This is a genomic window from Chitinophaga sp. SVR4-12A, assembly GCF_056754765.1.
This window is the reverse complement of sequence record NZ_JBPGWP010000001.1, coordinates 1,529,497-1,548,866: the sequence shown is the minus strand read 5'-3', so window position 1 is coordinate 1,548,866 and position 19,370 is coordinate 1,529,497. Positions and strand designations below refer to the sequence as shown.

Sequence of the window (19,370 nt, the reverse complement as noted above, 5' to 3'; positions counted from 1 at the left end):
AAAATGGCGAAAATGTGCCAAAAATCCTGAGTTATTAGCTACTTTTGTTACCTATTTGTTAGTTATTTGTTATCATTAGTTTAAGCACATGTACGATATCTGTTGTGTAGGGCATATCACTCTCGACAAAGTAGTTACGACTAAATCTGTGGTGCATATGGCGGGCGGCACCTCCTTTTATTTCTCCAATGCCATCCGCAACATGAATGTAAACTATACTTTGGTGACCGCGCTGGCTGAAAGCGAAATGCATGTAGTCGAAGAGCTGCGGGCCAAAGGCATCGAGGTGAATGTATTGCCCAGCGAGCATACCGTTTATTTCGAGAATATCTATTCGGAGAACCAGGACCACCGCACACAAAGAGTATTGCAAAAGGCGGATGCTTTTACACCGGAGCAGCTGTTGAATATCAATGCCCGTATTTTCCACCTTGGCCCCTTGCTGGCGGATGATATGCCGGTAGAGCTGATCAAAGCCCTGGCTGCAAAAGGCAAAGTATCACTGGATGTTCAGGGATATTTGCGTAAAGTGGAAAACAAACAGGTCATTCCTATCGACTGGCAGGCCAAGAAAGAAGGGCTGCAGTACATACAAACCCTGAAGGCCAATGAATCGGAAATGGAAGTGCTGACAGGCATCAAGGATGTCCGCAAAGGCGCACAGGTGCTGTATGACTGGGGCGTGAAAGAAGTGGTGATCACCCTGGGCAGCATGGGATCTGTGATTTACAACGGCCGTACCTTCTACAATATTCCTGCTTATGTGCCCGCCGCGGTGATCGACGCCACTGGTTGCGGCGATACCTACATGGCCGGCTTCTTATACCAACGCATCAAAGGCGCTTCTTTACAGGATGCAGGCGAATTTGCCGCTGCAATGGCAACCCTTAAGATCCAGTCGTCCGGGCCTTTTACCGGTACCCGTGAAGATGTATTGAGCTTACTTGCCAACACAGAAAAACAGATGGTGATCCCGCAGTGATCTATTCTGCTTTCAGGCTTTTAACTGGATTCACCAGCGCTGCTTTTACCGCTTTATAGTCTACTGTCAGCCAGGCAATGGCGACGGATAGCACAATAGCCAGCACAAAAATGCCCTCCCAATACCTTGCATATACCTACTTCCCAGGCAGGTCACAGTACCGGCGCCATTTTAGATAAGATCTTCCGGTCTATATAAAACGTACCGAAAGGGATGATGCAAGCCAGCAGCACTTTCCAGGTGGTACTGCCGAACTGCCATCGATACGCTATTCCCACACTGATCGTATTAACAATAAACAGCAGGAACAGCAGCCCGTGTACGGGGCCCATCATTTTAACGAGCGAAGGATCGCCCCCCGCATATTTTAAGGGAACTCCAATGCCCGCAAGTACTAATAAGGAAATGCCTTCCAGGAAACCGATCAGGCGCAGGCGCCCAAGCTTTGTGGTGAAAAAGGTGCTCATAATTAAAAGTGTCTTAAGTAAGGCCTGTTTGCCAGCGGCGAAAAAGGCCAGGGTATGGTAACGAATATCATGATCAGGGCCAGTATGAACCAGAACGCCATCACGCTGAATTTCTCCCGGTCTGTAGCCTGACGTTTAGACATGGATGAACCAACTGTGATGAGCACAATGGAAGTGGTCATGCCGATAATATGGATCAATCCGAAGAACAGGAATTCGGGCTGGCGTACAGCCGTATGGAAATTGCTCCTGAAGTAACTGATCACCGGGCTGTTAAAATACAAGGCATAACCGATGATCAGCTGGATGTGGGCAATGGTGGCGGTGAAATGCCTGGCCCTGTTGTCCGTGGCTGTAAAGGGAAGCTGCTTTATCCGTCCCCTGATCCCTCTGAAGATAGCATAGACAAGGCTGATCAGCACGAACCATCTCCACAGCGAGTGCGTGAATAACAATAAAGAATACATGAATGATATGCTTTGCGTTTTTGCTGTGCAAAGCTCCGAACGGATGTCACTTATTGTTAGGACGGATAGTGGGATTATTAGGACTTTTCAATCTTTGCCCGGAATTCAGATGGAGTGAGGCCTTCGTATTTCCTGAACAGCCTTGTGAAATAGGATTGATCGTCTATGCCCACTTCAGTGGCTATTTCGCTGATAGTGAACCGGGTTTGGCTTAACAGCACCTTCGCTTCGAGCACAATGGTCTCATCTATCCATCTGGTGGGAGATTTGCCGGTAATGGCTTTTACCGATTTGTTGAGATGGTTCGGGGAGATGTTGAGCAGTGCGGCATAGTCGCTTACCAGGTGATGTTCACGGATATGGGAGAAAAGAAGGCTTTTAAACCTGTTTGTGATGGTGACCGACATCGTTTGGGTGCTGGAAGAAACGGGCTGGTAGGCAGTATTAACTTCGCACAGCAGGGCAATAAAATAGGGCTGGATAATATTAAGCGTATTAAGGCCGTTTTGCGTGTACTCATGTAAGATGCGCTTAAAAAGCTGTAGTATGAACTTTGATGTTTGCTGCGGCAGCACAATGCGTGGATTGCCCCATACCTGCAGGAACTCAAAATCCTTTAACAGTTCGCTGCTGCCAAATTTTCCTGTTAGTATGTCTTCGTGGAAAGAACAAAGGTAGCCTTTGTTTACATCCTTTTCGCCGAAGGAGAATACCTGCCCGGCAGGCACAAACAGCATCTGGTCTTTATGGATGGTATAAGACTCACTGCCGATCCTCATATTCGCTTCTCCCGAGGTCAGGTACAGGCAGGAGTGGGTAAGCGACCTGGAGGCGGGTACCGCGTTTGTAACATGGCGGTACATATCTTCTAGCTTTACGACCAGGAATTTTTCATAGCCTGCTTTCATGAGAGCCATCAGTTCATCAGAAGGCATGAACCTGGGCAGAAAGGAGGTAGGGTCATAAACGTTGATCTTGCTTTTGCTGCGCATGGATGTAAGGTCTTTATTCTGATTCTTGCGGACTTTTCCAAAAACCGGTAAAATTAGGATTTTCAGTTTACTTTGCGTTTATGCTGGATCAATCCAAGCTGCTGGACAGTTTAAAGCAGCATAACAAACTGAATATACGAGTGATCACTAACTGTAATGTGCACATGCCGGAGCATATTTACCGGCAGCTCCTCAGCCCGCATAGAAGCCGGCATTACGTATTTTTGCTGGTAGGAAAAGGACATTCTGAGCACGCTGTCGACATGCAGCCTGTTACAATAAATGAAGGACAGCTGTTGTTTGTGCTGCCACACCAGGTCCATCTCATTTCACAAAGGATACAGCCGCTGCACTATGCCGTACTGCATTTTGACCAGCATTGTTTATCGCTGCTGCCCAGGCCTTTCCTGTTCCTGCTCAATCCCCTGGGCAACCAGCTGCTAAGTTTCGATGAAAAAACGCTGCAGCGGGTAAAGACCCTTTTCGGCCTGCTGACCCAGCTGCTGCAGGAGCCAGATGCCAACCCTGAACTGGTATTGTCTAACCTCAATACCCTGCTGACTGAGTGCAACCATACCTACCTGGCCAATAATAAGCGAACGAACGACCCGGAGGGGCATCTCTCAAAGTTTATCGGGTTTAAGCTGATAGTGGAAGAGCAGTTCATGGAGCAGCCTGCCGTACAAACCATTGCTGATAGCCTGTCGTTAACCACTAATAGCCTCTACAACATCGTAAAGCATTATGCCGGCGTCTCTCCCAAAGAGTTCATTACTAAGCGCCTGATGGTGGAGGCACAACGCAGGTTATACTATTCTGAGACCTCCATAAAGGAGCTGGCCTATGAGCTGGGCTTCACCGATCCCGGTTATTTCTCCCGCCTGTTTAAAAAGACGACCGGAAAAAGCACTACGGAGTTTATGAAAACCGTTCAGGATTTGTCACATTATTAAAGTGATTTGTCCCCATCCTTCCGGCCGTCCTTGATGAATTTTGTGCTCATCAAAATTATCATCACATGAAAATGAAGACGGCATTGATCACAGGAGCCAATAAAGGCATTGGTTTCGAAACCGCGAAATATTTATTGGAGCAAGGGTATTTTGTTTACCTGGGGTGCAGGAATGTTAGCTTGGGAACAGCGGCAGTCAAAACCCTCCAAGGGTTCGAAACCCTTGGAGGGTTAGGCAGTAACTGCGAACTGCTGGAACTCGACGTTACCAGTCAGTCGTCCGTGGATGCGGCGGCCGCCGCCCTTAGCGCAAAAGGAATCACATTGGACGTACTGATTAATAATGCAGGCATCCTGGGCGCTTTCCCCGCGCCGGAGGGCGCGGCAGGTACCCTGAATGCGCAGCAGGTATTTGATACAAATTACTTTGGCCCAATCAGGGTTACGAGCGCCATGCTGCCTTTGCTGCAAAAGTCTGCACAGCCCAGGATCGTGAATGTATCCAGTGAAGTAGGTTCCCTTCAATTACACCAGGATCCTTCCTGGCCATTCTATCAACTGAAAGACAAAGCTTACGGGCCTTCCAAGACAGCGCTCAATTGCTACACCATTATGCTGGCTTACCAGCTTGCGGATACACCTTTTAAAGTAAACAGCGTTTGTCCCGGCTATACTGCTACCGCCATGAACAACTTCAGTGGTGCAGGAAAAGCAGCAGACGCTGCCCGTACCATCGCAGGATACGCCATGCTGGATGACGCTGGTCCCAGCGGCAAATTTTTTAATGCTGCGGGAGAGATCCCCTGGTAGCGGCATGCGAATGAAATAAAAAAGGCAGGAGCAAATACTCCTGCCTTTTTTATTTCGAAAAATAATAGTATAATCCATCAATATAGCAGATTTGTCTATTTCCTGTTAAACGTGATGAAGATAGTTTTATCCTGGCAACAGTAGGCACACTGGTACAGCATTAACCGTAATAACAAGCAATGACCTTTAAGCAATTGATCGCAGTTCCTTTACTGCTGATAACGGCCAGCGCCGTTTCCTTCGCGCAGCACAAGCCCCTGCGTTTATGGTATGACGAACCTGCGGCTGTATGGGAAGAAACCCTGCCACTGGGCAACGGCCGCCTGGGCATGATGCCCGATGGGGGCGTTGGCACCGAGAAGATTGTTTTGAATGATATCACGCTCTGGTCTGGCGCACCGCAGGACGCCAATAACTACGATGCCTATAAACTGTTGCCGCAGATCAGACAACTGCTGGCTGAGGGCCGGAATGATGAAGCGCAGGCTATTATGGATAAATCATTTACCTGCACGGGTAAAGGGTCTGCTGACGTACCTTTCGGCTGTTTCCAGACCCTGGGTAACCTGGAACTGGCATTTGATTACAAGGGAATGGCGGATAGTAATATCGCGTTCACTGATTACCAAAGGGAATTGTCGCTGAATACAGCCGTGGCAAAGGCTACTTATAAAGTGAACGGCGTTACCTATACCCGGGAATATTTTACCAGCTTCGGCGATGATATAGGCCTGGTGCGGCTCAGGGCTTCCCAGCCAGGGCAGCTGAGCCTGCGGGTAACGATGAATCGTCCCGAAAAGGCTAGCTTAAGCGCGTCAGCAAACATCCTGCAGATGTCCGGCCAATTAGAAAGCGGCACAGACAAACCCGGTATGCAGTACCTGGCGCAGGTAACGGCGAAGCTTACCGGCGGCCGTTTAACTACAGATCTTCATTCACTGTTCATTAAAGATGCTACGGAAGTGCTCATCGTTGTCTCGATGGGCACTGATTTCCGTAGCCCGCGTTTTAAGGAACGTGTACAACAACTGCTGGCTGCTGGTATGAAAAAGCCTTACACTACGCAGCTCCAACAGCATACCACCAATTATCAGAAACTATTCAATCGTTTGAGCCTGCAGCTCGGCGCCAGCAGTGCTGATCAGCTGACTACGGATAAAAGGCTGGCGGCTTTCCAGGAACATCCTGAGGCAGATGACGCCCTGTCCGCATTGTTCCTGCAGTTCGGCAGGTATCTCACCATCAGCAGTACAAGGGTAGGGCTCTTGCCACCCAACCTGCAGGGGCTTTGGGCCAACCAGATCCAGACGCCCTGGAACGGCGATTATCACCTGGACGTGAATGTTCAGATGAACCACTGGCCGGTGGAAGTGACTAACCTGTCTGAGCTGAACCTGCCGCTGGCAGCGCTGGTAAAAGGATTGGTGGAACCAGGACAGCGAACCGCCAAAGCCTATTACAATGCAGAAGGTTGGGTAGCCCATGTGATCACCAACGTATGGGGATTCACGGAGCCGGGAGAAAGCGCTTCCTGGGGCATTACTAAATCAGGCTCCGGCTGGTTGTGTAATAACCTTTGGGAGCACTATGCATTCAGCAACGACAAAAAATACCTGGCGGATATTTACCCGGTGCTGAAAGGCGCTGCACAATTCTACAGCAGTATGCTGGTGAAAGATCCGCAGAAAGGATGGCTGGTCACCTCGCCTTCTTCATCCCCGGAAAACTCCTTTTTGCTGCCTAACGGTAAATCAACCAGCATATGTAACGGGCCCACGATCGATAACCAGATCATCCGGGAACTATTCACCAACGTGATCACCGCCTCCGCAGCGCTGGGAAAAGATGAAGATCTCCGTAGGAAACTGGAAGACCAGCTCCGGCAGATCCCGCCTGCAGGCGTAGTAGGGAAAGACGGTCGCCTGATGGAATGGCTGGAGGAGTATAAAGAAACGGAGCCACATCACCGCCATCTTTCCCATTTATATGGGCTATATCCCGCACCGCTGATTACGCCTGAGGGTACGCCGGAATTGGCAGCCGCCTGTAAGAAAACGCTGGAGGCCAGGGGAGATGATGGCCCGGGATGGTCTATTGCTTACAAACAACTTTTCTGGGCCCGCTTGCGCGATGGCAACCGTGCTTACAAATTATTCAAAGACCTGATGCGGCCCACCCTGAAAACACATATCAATTACGGTGGCGGAGGCGGCATTTATCCAAACCTGCTTTCTGCCGGTCCTCCTTTCCAGATAGATGCCAATTTTGGCGGCGAAGCCGCGCTGGCCGAAATGCTGCTGCAAAGCCATGCCGGGTATATAGACCTGCTGCCTGCGATCCCTGACCAGTGGAAATCTTCAGGCGCCGTTAAAGGGCTCAAAGCCAGGGGAAATATTACTGTAGATATCACCTGGAAGGACGGCCACGTAACAGGTTATCGTATTGCCTCAGCGGTTCCGCAGGAGGTAAAAGTGAAGGTGAACGGGGAAATGAAGCAAATTATGACGGAGAAAATTTAGAAATGTCAGTACGAAACTATAAATTGGATACTCATTTCCGGAACTATTACAACATGCAGGCAAAAGTATATTTAACCACGTTATCAAGCGTATTGCTGGTAGCCCAACTTGCAGTGGCACAGCAGATCACTATTCCCGTTCAGACAGCGCATCACGCGCAGGTGTTGCAGGTAACAGACAGTAAAGACCTTAACACGATCTATTTTGGCGAGCAACTCGCAAACGACGCCGAGTATGCCCTGGTACAAGGTACTTACCGCCAGTCAGGAGATTATACCAATCAGCTGAGCGCCGCCTATACGCCCGCCGGTTCCCGTAACCTGGCAGAACCAGCCATTGCAGTGACGCATGCTGACGGCAACAACTCACTTGATCTGAAATATGTAAGTCACGAGCTGACAAAAGTAGACGACAACATATCCCTGTTGACGATCCGGCTAAAAGATCCGGTATACGACTTTGAAGTAACACTCTTTTATAAAAGCTGGTTTAAAGAAGATGTGGTAGAGCAGTGGAGCGAGATCCGCCACCATGAAAAAGGAAATGTAGTGCTGCACAAGTTTGCATCCGCCAACGTTCACCTGCAGGCGCCTGCCTACTGGCTCACGCAGTATCATGGCGACTGGGCAAAAGAAATGCAGCCAGAAGAATCAAGGCTGACACACGGCATCAAAACGCTGGATACTAAGCTGGGTACCCGTGCCAACCTTTTCCAGCCTTCCGTGTTCATGGTTTCCTTCGGTAAGCCTGCCGCCGAAGACGAAGGCACTGTGCTGTATGGGGCAATGGAATACAGCGGAAATTTCAGGGTAGACCTGGAACTGGATCCGCAGGACAACCTGCGTATTATCGCCGGTATCAATAACTACGCATCAGACTATACGCTGACGCCCAACGAGGCCTTCACTACACCCGCTTTCCTGTACACCTTTTCAAATACCGGTAAAGGCGATGCAAGCCGTAACCTGCAGCGCTGGGCCAGGAACTATAAACTGCTGAATGGTAAGGGCGAACGTCTTACCCTGCTGAATAACTGGGAGTCCACCTATTTTGACTTTAACGAAGAAAAGCTGTTTGCACTCTTCAAGGATACCAAAGCATTGGGTGTAGACCTGTTCCTGCTGGACGACGGCTGGTTCGCCAACAAATATCCCAGGAATGACGATCATGCAGGCCTGGGCGACTGGCAGGAGAATAAGACCAAACTGCCCAATGGCGTTACTTCCCTGGTAAAACAGGCACAGGCAGACGGTGTGAAATTCGGTATATGGGTAGAGCCGGAAATGGTGAACCCCAAAAGCGAATTATACGAGAAGCATAAGGATTGGGTGATCCGTCAGCCGAAGAGAGAAGAACATTATTTCCGCAACCAGCTGGTGCTGGACCTGGGCAATCCTGAAGTACAGGAGTTTGTTTTCAAGGTGATTGATGATCTGTTCACTAAAAGCCCGGACCTGGCCTATATCAAATGGGATTGTAATGCCGTGATCTATAATGCGTATTCGGCTCATCTGAAGAACCAGTCGCATTTCTTTATTGAATACATGCGCGGGTTATATAAAGTCCTGGAGCGCATCCGCAAGAAATACCCTACCGTGCCGATGATGTTATGCTCCGGCGGTGGCGGCCGCGTTGACTACGCCGCTTTGCAATACTTCACTGAGTTCTGGCCCAGCGATAACACAGATCCGCTGGAGCGCATCTTTATACAATGGGAGTATTCTTATTTCTACCCGGCCATCAGCAGTTCTAACCACGTAACAGACTGGGGCAAACAGCCGCTGAAGTTCCGTACCGATGTGGCCATGATGGGTAAACTGGGCTTTGATATTGTTGTCAGCAAGCTGAATGAGAACGATCTGAAATATGCCCAGCAGGCAGTAAAGACTTACGATGCACTGAAGCATATCATCTGGCAGGGCAATCAATACCGCCTGGCTAATCCGCGTGAAGGCAGTGTGGCATCCGTGCTCTACCTGGATGAACAACAGTCTTCCGGCGTTATCTTCAACTATCTTGTGAATAACCGTTATGACGAAGGCAGCAAGCTGCCTATCCGCCTGAAAGGCCTTAAAGCCAAGGGGAAATATAAGATCAAAGAAGTAAACCTTTATCCCGGTACAAAATCCACTATTGACGCTGACAAAGTGTACTCCGGCGATTTCCTGATGAAGGTAGGCTTCAACCCGGACGTAAATAACCGCCGAACCAGTGTGATCCTTCAGATAGATGAAATATAAGCCGCATGAAGTACCTGCTCTTACTGGCTTTTAGTGTATTGGCTGTTTTTCCGGCATCTGCCCGGAACAGTTATATCGAGTGCTACGGCAACCTGGATAATGCTTTTTACCAGGTCAAAGTAAAGCAGCAGGCGAATGTTGTTTTCCTGGGTGGTTCCATCACCAATATGAAAGGCTGGCGGGATAAGGTGTGCGAATATCTTTCCACCACTTATCCTGCCACCCGTTTTAATTTCGTCAATGCAGGCATCCCTTCATTGGGCAGTTTGCCGCACGCATTCCGGTTTAACAAGGATGTGATCAGCAAAGGGAACGTAGACCTGTTGTTTGTGGAGTCAGCTGTGAACGACAAAGTAAATGGTACGCCTCCCGGAACACAGCAACGCGCCCTTGAAGGGATTGTGCGGCATATGCTGACAGTGAACCCCGCAGCCAATATTGTAATGATGGCTTTTGTAGACCCGGATAAAATGAAAGACTACCGCAGCGGCAAAGTACCTGCGGAAGTACAGCTCCATAACGACATAGCCAAATACTATCATCTTCCCTTCATTAACCTGGCTAAAGAGGTGACAGAGCGTATTGATAAGGGAGAGTTTAGCTGGGAGGGTGATTTTAAAGACCTGCATCCATCCCCCTTTGGCCAGGAACTTTATTTTAAATCTATACAGCGCTTGTTGGCCGCAGAAGCGAATAAACCTACTCCGGTGAAGTTGGTAAAAGCAAAGCTTCCACCACCTATAGATCCTTTCAGTTACGTACACGCCGATTACTACGATATCCACAACGCGATCAATAAAAAAGGTTTCTCCATAGACGAGTCCTGGCAGCCAACAGACAGCCTGGGCACCCGGCCCGGCTTTGTACATGTGCCTATGCTGGTGTCTGACGGCAACGAAGCCGCATTGGAACTGCCTTTTACCGGAAGGGCAATAGGTATCGCTATTGTATCTGGCCCCGATGCGGGCTATATCCGTTACAGCATCGACGGTCAACCCGTAAAGGAACTTGATCTGCACACGCAATGGAGTAAGATTCTTTACCTGCCCTGGTACCTAATGCTGGGCGATGAATTAAAGCCGGAAAAGCATATTTTGCGTTTAGAAACCGGCGGTCTACACCAGGGCTCATCCAAAAATATATGCCGGATCGTGTATTTCCTGGTGAATGAATAGGTCTGCCTCCACGTTACTCTTCAAGAAGCATATGAACGTATCTCCCGAACAATATAAAGCCAGCAACCGCGAGGGTGTATAATCGGATCATTTAAACTACCGGTTAAGGGGAAGCTTCAACATGTCGGAAGAGATGTTGACTACCAGCGTATCCATCGGTTTGAGCCGGAGGGTATCCTGTTTTATGATCTGTTCAGCGGCGATACTATCCATACCGGGAAGCTGGTGGATGATGTTCAACAAGTAGGGATGGTCCGGGCGTACAACGAGGTACCGGTGATCGGTAACGATAATTCTGAAGTGGTCCTGCGGTTTTTGAAGGCCTGTTACATCAAGAAATATATGAGTAGCAGTATCTGTCAGCGGGTTGCGACATATGATGATGGCCCCTGTTTGCATTTTAATATCCTGGGCAATATTGTTTTGTTCCAAAATTTTGGCAGGTAGTCCTACCTGGCTAAAAAAGAGGAATGGAGCGCCTTTTTGCCCGGTTTTGTAGGGGTTCTTGTATTGCCGCTGTTCTTGCGCCTGCACCGGTTCTGCCACCAGCCGTAAAGAACCTTGCTGGTAGTTGGCGTTGGCGGTATCTGTGTACCGGTCAATAGTTCCACGCCCGGTTGTGATAGTGTACTTTCCCTCGTGGTCTGTTACTGTGGCTGTCAGTTGTGTATCCTTCGCGGATGAAAGAACAGCTTCCAGGCGGACATTAATGCCTGGTACGGGTTTATTACTTTTTTCATCCAGCACCTTTCCGGTGATGGTTACAGCAGACGAGGGTGCTTGTTTGCAGGCCTGTATGATGAAGAAGAATAGTAATACAGGTATTAGACGGATATGGTAGGTTGATGTACACATGAGCGCTGCAATATAATTAAAAGCAAGGAATGCTGCTACTTGCGGAAGGGGCTGTTTATCTTTCATAAGTAGGGTGTACGCCTAAATATAGATATATTTGAAGAAATTTAACCCACATGCTTATCATCAATCCCCAATGGCAAGGTTCCGGACTTACAGATGAATTAAAACAGGGCGCTGCCACCCTGAAAGAATACTTTGGAGAAAAGGTACCTGAAGTTCCGCTCTCAGATAAAACGTTAACCACCGTAAATGCAATAAAAGGATATTGGCCTATCCTGGAACAGGCGGAAAGCTTCCGGAACATGGTTGCTGCAGCTAAGCCTGCAAAATTGGTTACCATCGGAGGAGATTGCGGGATAGAGATCATTCCGATATCCTACCTTAACAGTATGTATGGCGGAGATCTTTGTATTGTATGGATAGATGCCCATGCGGATCTGAATACACCGGCCTCATCCCCCAGCCAGACCTTTCACGGCATGCCGTTACGTACTTTATTGGGAGAAGGTGACGAGAAAATAAAGGAGCAGCTGTTCTCATTTATTAAACCGGAACAGATCTGTTACGTTGGGCTGCGTGACCTGGATGAGGATGAACGGCGATACATTGTTCATCACCATATCGTATCGCTCGAGGGTGCAGACTACAATCGCATAGAACAGGCTGTCGGACAGAAGGGCTATGGAAAGGTGTACATCCATCTTGACCTGGATGTGCTGGATCCAGCGGAATACGAGCATATTTTGTTTCCTACAGCTAACGGTTTTAAAGTAAACGAAGTGGTGGAGATCATTGAAAAGCTCAGGAACGATTTTGATGTGGTGGGCTTGTGTATTACGGAATCAACGGCTACCACGCAAGAGGCATTGGCGCCTGTTAAGGCAATATTGGACCAGGCTAAAAAGGTATAATATTTCAAGAGCGCTTATTTGTATATTACCAGTAAAAGAGCACGAGAAATGAGATATTTAAAAACATGCTTATCGCTAATGTCCGTTGTGATCACATTCCACGCAAACGCCCAATCGCTCGGCAGCAATAACCAGGCAAAAACAGCCAATGGAATTGTAGAAGGAACTCTGGAGAAAAGTGGCATACGTTCTTTTAAAGGAGTTCCTTTTGCGGCGCCTCCTGTAGGAGACCTTAGATGGAAAGAGCCTCAGCCGGTTAAAAACTGGGAGGGAGTGCGAAAAACGGATCATTTTGGTCCGCGTACCATGCAGCTGCCCATTTACGGCGATATGGCCTTCCGTTCTGATGGCATGAGCGAGGACTGTTTGTACCTGAATGTATGGACACCCGCAAAATCAGATAAAGAACGCCTGCCGGTATTAGTTTACTTCTACGGTGGTGGTTTTGTAGCCGGCGATGGATCAGAAGGCCGTTATGATGGCGAAAGCATGGCGCAGAAAGGAATAGTGGCACTGACAGTTAACTATCGCCTGGGTCTATTCGGATTTTTCTCTCATCCTGAATTAACAAAAGAATCGCCACACCACGCTTCCAGCAATTACGGATTGCTTGACCAGGCTGCAGCTTTAAAATGGGTGCAGCAGAACATCGCCGCTTTTGGCGGAGATCCAACCAGGGTGACTATCGCCGGTGAGTCTGCCGGTTCTGTTGCGGTAAGCGCACAAATGGCTTCTCCCTTATCCAGAAAGCTGTTTGCTGCTGCCATAGGAGAGAGCGGTTCCATATTGGGAGCATTACCCGCCCTGCCATTGAGTGAAGGAGAGAAAACAGGCGTTGAATTTGCCAAAGCTGCCGGTGCTAATTCCCTGGCTGAGCTCAGAGCTATGAACGCTGATTCTCTTTTAAAGGTGGTTGGAAAATTTGGTCCTTTCCGTTTCAGCCGCACAGTAGATGGTTATTTCTTTCCAAAAAGTCCTTATGAGATCTTTGCAGCAGGCGAACAGGCACAGGTGCCATTGCTGTTGGGATGGAACAGCCAGGAAGGAGACTACCATGGCATAGTGGGAAATGAGCCGCCCACAAAAGAGAACTTTGAGAAGGCCGTTCAAAAATTATATGGCGACAAGGCAGCTGAAATATTGAAAGTCTATAACCCTGCATCGGATGAAGAGGTAGAAAAAGTGGCTACAGACCTTGCCGGTGATCGTTTTATCGGCTTTAGCACCTGGCGTTGGGCTGACATGCACACAAACACCGGTAAAAGCCCGGTGTATCGTTATTATTATGAACGTCCCAGGCCTGCTATGCGTCCCGAATTAGGCAATGCGACACCTGGCTTAGCCGGTGGCATACAGCGAAATCCCGACGCCGCTAAAAAACCACCAGCTCCTTCTGCTAAAGGGGCGGTTCATTCTGCAGAGATCGAGTACGCCATGGGTAACCTGGATAATAATAAAGTCTTTGCATGGACGGAAGACGATTATAAAGTGTCCAGGACCATGCAGCAGTATTTCGCCAACTTTATTATTAAGCATGACCCTAACGGAGACGGTTTGCCTGCCTGGCCTGTAGCCAACAGCACCAAGCCGGTTACTGTGATGCACATTAACGTAAATACAAGGGCAGAACAGAGCAAGCATGAGGAACGTTATCACACGCTGGTCAGGCTAGCTACAAAATAGCATTTGGTTTATCACCTTTAAATGAGGCCTGTAAACGTCGGTTTACAGGCCTTTTCGTTTATCCGGCCGCTCATCAATTACCGGGCGTATTTGATGTATCTGCATATGCAGGTCATCAATAGCGAGCCTCTTGCATTGTTTTAGTAGTTTATTTTGAAGATCATCCTACAACTAATAAGCAGATGGATCGCAGAGATTTTATTAAAACAGGCGCGCTGGCCGGTGGAGGTTTATTCGTTTCTTTTACTGCGGCGATAGTAGCCAGGCATTTTCTCCCAGGAACATCATCTCCGGCCATCAATACAATGAACGCCTTCCTGCAAATAGCAACCGATAACAGTATACATATTACTTTATCCAAAGTAGAAATAGGGCAGGGGATCTGGACTACTTTACCCATGCTGATTGCGGAAGAGCTGGATTGCGATTGGAGTAAGATCAAGGTCGCCCACCGTCCCTCCGGTAAAGGAAAAGACTTTGAGGAAGACCCTTTTGTTCAAGCTACGGGTGGATCAGATTCCACCCGCTCCGAGTTTGATCGCTACCGCATGGCCGGTGCTACTGCGCGAACAATGCTGGTGGCGGCTGCGGCAAAACGGTGGAATGTGCCGCCCGAAGCTTGCAGTACAAAGGATGGATATGTAACACATGGTCATCAACGGCTTAGCTATGGCGAAGTAGCCGCTGATGCGGCAAAGCTGCCGGCGCCCGTCGTAAAGTTGCGGGAGCCCGGTAAATGGAAGTACATAGGGAAGTCTCAGAAGCGCTTGGATAGCCGGGAAAAAGTAAATGGCCAGGCTAAATATGGTATCGATATCCAGTTCCCCGGATTGCTTACAGCTGTGGTAGCCCATCCTCCTGTCTTCGGTGGAAAAGTGAAGTCATTTAACGCTACCCAGGCGAAGGCCATCAACGGTGTTCGTGATGTGGTGCAGATCCCCGAGGGGATCGCAGTGATCGCGGATCATTATTGGGCTGCCAAACAAGGGCGTGATGCACTACAGGTGGAATGGGACTTGGGACTCAATGCGAATATTAACAGTAACGCGCTGCTGGAAACCTACAGCCGCTTATCAGAAACGAAAGGAGATCCTGTTCAGCAAAAAGGAAATGCCGCTGCCGCGCTAAAAACTGCATACAAAACAATTGAAGCAGCATATTCTTTTCCCTACCTGGCGCATGCGCCGATGGAACCGTTGAATTGTACCGTAAAAATTCTCGAAGACAAATGCCAGGTATGGGTGGGCACCCAATGGCCATTGTTGCATCAGCAACAGGTAGCCGCTTTTTTAGGTTTAAAGCCTGAGCAGGTAGAGTTGCATACGCCATACATCGGAGGTAGTTTTGGCAGGCGTGGATCTTTCGGCTCGGATTGGGTGATGGAAGCTGTACATATTGCCAAAGCAAGCGGGCAATTCATCAAACTTATATGGTCAAGAGAGGATGATATAAAAGGAGGTTTCTACCGGCCTGTTTATTTCCATCGGGTCCATATTGGTATTGATGAAAATGGTCTGCCGTCAGCCTGGCTGCACCGCATTGTCGGCCAGTCTCTTTTTGTTAACACCCCACTGGCTAGCGCCATTGCCCCGAATGGCATTGACTACAGTTCAGTAGACGGGGTTAATGGTTCTCCTTATCTGAATCCCATCCGGGATTACTCCCTGGAATTACATACTACTACGGCAGGCGTTCCTGTATCGGCATGGCGTTCCGTAGGAAATACCCATACCTGTTTTGTAATGGAAACCCTGATCGATGAACTGGCGACAATGGCAGGGCGAGACCCGGTGGAGTATCGCCGGATATTGTTGAAAGATCATCCCCGCCACCTGGCTGCGCTTAACCTGGCTGCAGAAAAGGTTGGATGGGGGCAGGCATTGCCCCCCGGCAGATCCCGTGGAATAGCGGTCCATAAAGCAATGGGTAGTTACGTATCGCAGGCAGTTGAATTGTCTATCGATAACGGACGGATACGTATTCACCGCGTAGTTTGCGCCATTGATTGCGGTTTAGCGGTAAATCCGGATGGAGTGCGTGCACAGATGGAAAGCGGAATTGTATATGGATTGACAGCTGCCTTGTATGGCGAGATCGCCCTGGAAGAAGGGCGGGTGAAACAAAGTAATTTTCATGACTATCGCATGTTGCGCATGAATGAGATGCCGGCTATAGAAGTATATATTGTCCCCAGTACAGAACAAATGGGTGGGGCAGGGGAGCCAGGCGTGCCACTTATTGCCCCGGCCCTGGCAAATGCGCTTTTCATGGCGACTGGAAAAAGGGTAAGGAAATTGCCGGTACGGCTATAGCTGAGTTTCCTATACTTATTTTATTCGGCCTTCAGGCTCTTAACGGGATTTGCCACTGCCGCTTTAACGGCCTGAAAACTTATTGTTAACAATGTAATCAGTAATGTAACCACACCCGCCAGTACAAATATCCACCAATTGATACTTGTACGGTACGCAAAGCCTTCCAGCCATTTGTGCATGAGCCATCTTGCAGTTGGGAAAGCTATCACTGCAGCAATGAGAACAAGGCTTAAAAAGTCCTTTGTCAGCATACTGGCGATATTACCTACGGAAGCGCCCAATACTTTCCGGATTCCTATTTCCTTCATACGCTGCTGCGCAGCATACATTGACAGCCCAAACAAACCCAGGCAGGCGATTAAAACCGCGAGTATTGCGAACGTAGTAACTACCTTTCCTGTTCTGCGTTCAGTTTTGTAGAGGTTATTAAACTCTTGATCTGCAAAAGAGAAATTAAAAGGCTCTTCTGGTGCAAAGGATTGCCACTTGTTCTTTATTTGCAGCAGCATACCAGGGATGTCTGATGTTTTTAAGCGGATAGATATGCTACCGGTTTCACGTCCAAGTTGTAATGCGAGCGGAGTTATCTTGTCCCTTAAGGAGTTGAAATTGAAGTTTTTTACAATTCCGATGATCTTATATTCCGCCAGCTTCCCGGTCTGGACATTTGCCAGCCTGTATAGTTTTCTATTGATATGATCCCCGGCTCCGATGAAGCGGGCGGCAGCTTCATTGATAATAAAGCCAGTTGAATCAGATGGGAAATCGGGAGAAAAATTTCTGCCATTTAGAAGCTTCATATTGAATGTAGGAATAAAGTGCTCATCGACTGTCCAGCTTTGCATCGCAATGGCTGATCTTTGATCCAATGCTGGAGATGTAAAATATGTTTCGCTGCTTCTGAATCCATTTACAGGCAAATAGCTTGTCATGGTAGCATTTTCAACGCCGCTCATTGCCATGAGCTCTTTTTTGAAACTGATGACCTGCGATTTCAGCGCGTTAGTATTTTGAATGGTCAACACGCGCTCCCTGTTGAATCCAATATCCTTGTTCTGTATATAGGTAAGCTGGTTGTAAATAACAATGGTGGCCACAATAAGCATGATAGAAACGGTAAACTGGAACACCACCAGGGAATTCCGAAGCCACGATGCCTTGACGCCTTTAAGGAGTTTTCCTTTCAATACTTCGACAGGCTGAAAAGCCGACAAAAAGAATGCAGGATAGCTGCCAGCCAGCAGTCCAACGATGAACATCAAGCCTAACAGCAATGCCAGCATGTATGGCTGCAATAATGAGCTGATACTGATATGCTTGTCCGACAGATTGTTAAACCATGGCAGCAGGATCACTATCATCACAACGGAGATCAGTAACGAGCAAAAGCTTACTAACAAAGATTCGGTGAGGAACTGGATAACCAGGTTCTTACGGAAGGAGCCAAGCACTTTTCTTACCCCTATTTCCCTTGCGCGGCTGGAGGAACGTGCTGTTGTGAGGTTCATGAAATTAAAACAGGCGATCAGCAGGATTAACAGTGCGAGTGCCGAGAAGATATATACAAAAGTGATGGTGCCATTTGCTGATAGCTCGCCGATCCTATTTGAATGAAGATGGATTGCAGTGAGCGGTGTAAGGCTACACCGTGAATAATTCCCCTGTTTTTTAAATTCGTCCAGCGTTGAGTTGATAGCGCTTTTCAGTAAAGGGCCGAGATGGCTGTCCATTAGTTTATTGAACTCCGGTACCAGCTTTCCAGGATCGGCTTCTTTCCTTAGCAGGAGATAGGTGTTGAAGTTTTGGCTAAACCAGGCCTGTTCACTGCGGCTCTCCGCGTTTTCAGCAAGGGGGATAAAAAAGTCGAAATTAAAATGTGATTGAGAAGGAAGGTCTTTTATTACAGCAGTGATCTTATAATTATCGGCATTATTAATAAGCAGGGTTTCCCCGACGACATTTGTGCGGTTAAAATACTTCCTGGCAATGCTTTCTGTTATTACCAGCGAACCGGGTTCTTTTAAGGCGGTATGCACATCTCCTGAGATGGCGGGCAGCGTGAATACTTCGAACAGCGTGGAATCAGCGTATACTACTTTAGTTTCACGAACGTTTTGATTTCCTTTTTTGACCAGTATATTCTCATGCCACAGAAAGCGGGTATACTGTTCTACCTGTGGAAATTCTTTGACGATGGTTGGTCCTAACAGTGGAGGCGACTGAGCAAGATCAAAATGATTATCGCCAAATTTTACTTCATTATTGATACGGTAGATCCGGGCAGCTTTTTGATGATACTGATCATAGCTTAGCTCATCAACTACGTAGAATACGAGAAGGAGACAGGTGGCTAAACCAATGGCCAGCCCGATAATATTGATAGCAGAGAAACCTTTGCTGTTGGAAAGGCTGCGGAATGCAACTTTTAAGTAATTCTTAAGCATAACTGCATTTATAAGGGTCTCAAAATGCGTACGGCCAGAATATCAGGTCTAAACTGTCAAAAAAGAGACCTAAAGGGTAGGTAGCTGGGAATTAAATATTTATGTATTAGGTATGGGAAATGATTGTCCGGTTTTAATACAACTGATGTTCAGGAGCGGACAATGGTTCTTTTTGGTAAAGAAAAGATAAGAGGTAATAGTACAGGGAAATTATTTTGAATTTTTAGCCGGTATATTTCATTTAGCTAAACATTTAATGCGGTTGCTAGTTTAATCAGTTTAGTAAATGTAAGGTTTACTTGACCGCTTTCTATCCGGCTTAGATCACCGGCGTCTATACCAGTTCTTTGCTCAATATTTAATTGAGTAAGTCTTTTTCGTTTTCTTATTGATTTTATATTAGCTCCTAGCTGATGTAGATTTCTATTGATTCCTCCATGACAGATGTGTTGATCAGATATAACCTATTTTAGCGTTTCTCATATTAAAGACTAAATACTCGTGAACAGCGAGTGTTTGTCCTTTTTTTCTTTTCTACCTTCAAGTTACAAATGA

At 47.8% G+C, this 19,370-nt stretch carries 15 protein-coding genes; 9 read left to right on the top strand and 6 right to left on the bottom strand.

What is annotated here, in order from left to right; all coding sequences use genetic code 11:
* Nucleotides 1–88: 88 nt before the first annotated feature.
* Nucleotides 89–982, top strand: coding sequence for a PfkB family carbohydrate kinase (locus ACR9Y8_RS06280; RefSeq protein ID WP_481212386.1), 894 nt, complete (start codon nt 89–91; stop codon nt 980–982).
* Nucleotides 983–1,134: 152 nt separating this feature from the next.
* Here the strand turns inward: ACR9Y8_RS06280 and ACR9Y8_RS06275 are convergent, their stop codons facing one another.
* The 3 genes from ACR9Y8_RS06275 to ACR9Y8_RS06265 form a co-directional block, all read right to left on the bottom strand.
* Nucleotides 1,135–1,449 carry a DUF3817 domain-containing protein gene (locus tag ACR9Y8_RS06275; protein WP_481212385.1) on the bottom strand — a complete coding sequence of 105 codons (315 nt, stop codon included), beginning with the start codon at nt 1,447–1,449 and terminating at the stop codon, nt 1,135–1,137.
* 2 nt (nt 1,450–1,451) lie between these two features.
* A complete protein-coding gene (locus tag ACR9Y8_RS06270) occupies nt 1,452–1,916 on the bottom strand; it encodes a hypothetical protein (RefSeq protein WP_481212384.1) in 465 nt (154 codons plus the stop codon).
* 77 nt (nt 1,917–1,993) lie between these two features.
* The gene (locus ACR9Y8_RS06265; RefSeq protein WP_481212383.1) at nt 1,994–2,908 is read right to left on the bottom strand and encodes a helix-turn-helix domain-containing protein; all 915 of its coding nucleotides are present in this window, start codon (nt 2,906–2,908) and stop codon (nt 1,994–1,996) included.
* Nucleotides 2,909–2,988: 80 nt separating this feature from the next.
* Here ACR9Y8_RS06265 and ACR9Y8_RS06260 point away from each other — a divergent pair, with 80 nt between their 5' ends.
* The 5 genes from ACR9Y8_RS06260 (at nt 2,989) to ACR9Y8_RS06240 (ending at nt 10,604) form a co-directional block, all read left to right on the top strand.
* Nucleotides 2,989–3,861, top strand: coding sequence for a helix-turn-helix domain-containing protein (locus ACR9Y8_RS06260; RefSeq protein ID WP_481212382.1), 873 nt, complete (start codon nt 2,989–2,991; stop codon nt 3,859–3,861).
* Between the two features lie 65 nt (nt 3,862–3,926).
* Nucleotides 3,927–4,670, top strand: a complete 744-nt coding sequence (locus tag ACR9Y8_RS06255; protein ID WP_481212381.1) for an SDR family NAD(P)-dependent oxidoreductase — start codon at nt 3,927–3,929, stop codon at nt 4,668–4,670.
* A gap of 179 nt (nt 4,671–4,849) precedes the next feature.
* Nucleotides 4,850–7,189, top strand: coding sequence for a glycoside hydrolase family 95 protein (locus tag ACR9Y8_RS06250; protein ID WP_481212380.1), 2,340 nt, complete (start codon nt 4,850–4,852; stop codon nt 7,187–7,189).
* A gap of 2 nt (nt 7,190–7,191) precedes the next feature.
* The gene (locus ACR9Y8_RS06245) at nt 7,192–9,429 is read left to right on the top strand and encodes an alpha-galactosidase (protein WP_481212379.1); all 2,238 of its coding nucleotides are present in this window, start codon (nt 7,192–7,194) and stop codon (nt 9,427–9,429) included.
* 5 nt (nt 9,430–9,434) lie between these two features.
* Complete coding sequence (locus tag ACR9Y8_RS06240) at nt 9,435–10,604, top strand: SGNH/GDSL hydrolase family protein (protein WP_481212378.1); 1,170 nt, start codon at nt 9,435–9,437, stop codon at nt 10,602–10,604.
* Between the two features lie 96 nt (nt 10,605–10,700).
* On the opposite strand, the gene ACR9Y8_RS06235 is transcribed toward ACR9Y8_RS06240, so the two are convergent.
* Nucleotides 10,701–11,459 carry a peptidase associated/transthyretin-like domain-containing protein gene (locus tag ACR9Y8_RS06235; RefSeq protein ID WP_481212377.1) on the bottom strand — a complete coding sequence of 253 codons (759 nt, stop codon included), beginning with the start codon at nt 11,457–11,459 and terminating at the stop codon, nt 10,701–10,703.
* 116 nt (nt 11,460–11,575) lie between these two features.
* Between ACR9Y8_RS06235 and ACR9Y8_RS06230 the strand changes: the two genes are divergently transcribed.
* From ACR9Y8_RS06230 to ACR9Y8_RS06220, 3 genes are all read left to right on the top strand, one after another.
* Nucleotides 11,576–12,373, top strand: a complete 798-nt coding sequence (locus ACR9Y8_RS06230; RefSeq protein ID WP_481212376.1) for an arginase family protein — start codon at nt 11,576–11,578, stop codon at nt 12,371–12,373.
* 78 nt (nt 12,374–12,451) lie between these two features.
* Nucleotides 12,452–14,056, top strand: a complete 1,605-nt coding sequence (locus tag ACR9Y8_RS06225; RefSeq protein WP_481212375.1) for a carboxylesterase/lipase family protein — start codon at nt 12,452–12,454, stop codon at nt 14,054–14,056.
* Between the two features lie 182 nt (nt 14,057–14,238).
* Nucleotides 14,239–16,368, top strand: a complete 2,130-nt coding sequence (locus tag ACR9Y8_RS06220; RefSeq protein WP_481212374.1) for a xanthine dehydrogenase family protein molybdopterin-binding subunit — start codon at nt 14,239–14,241, stop codon at nt 16,366–16,368.
* A gap of 20 nt (nt 16,369–16,388) precedes the next feature.
* Here ACR9Y8_RS06220 and ACR9Y8_RS06215 read toward each other — a convergent pair whose 3' ends face one another.
* The gene (locus ACR9Y8_RS06215; protein WP_481212373.1) at nt 16,389–18,815 is read right to left on the bottom strand and encodes an ABC transporter permease; all 2,427 of its coding nucleotides are present in this window, start codon (nt 18,813–18,815) and stop codon (nt 16,389–16,391) included.
* Between the two features lie 245 nt (nt 18,816–19,060).
* Nucleotides 19,061–19,246, bottom strand: coding sequence for a helix-turn-helix domain-containing protein (locus ACR9Y8_RS06210; RefSeq protein ID WP_481216216.1), 186 nt, complete (start codon nt 19,244–19,246; stop codon nt 19,061–19,063).
* Between the last annotated feature and the right edge of the window lie 124 nt (nt 19,247–19,370).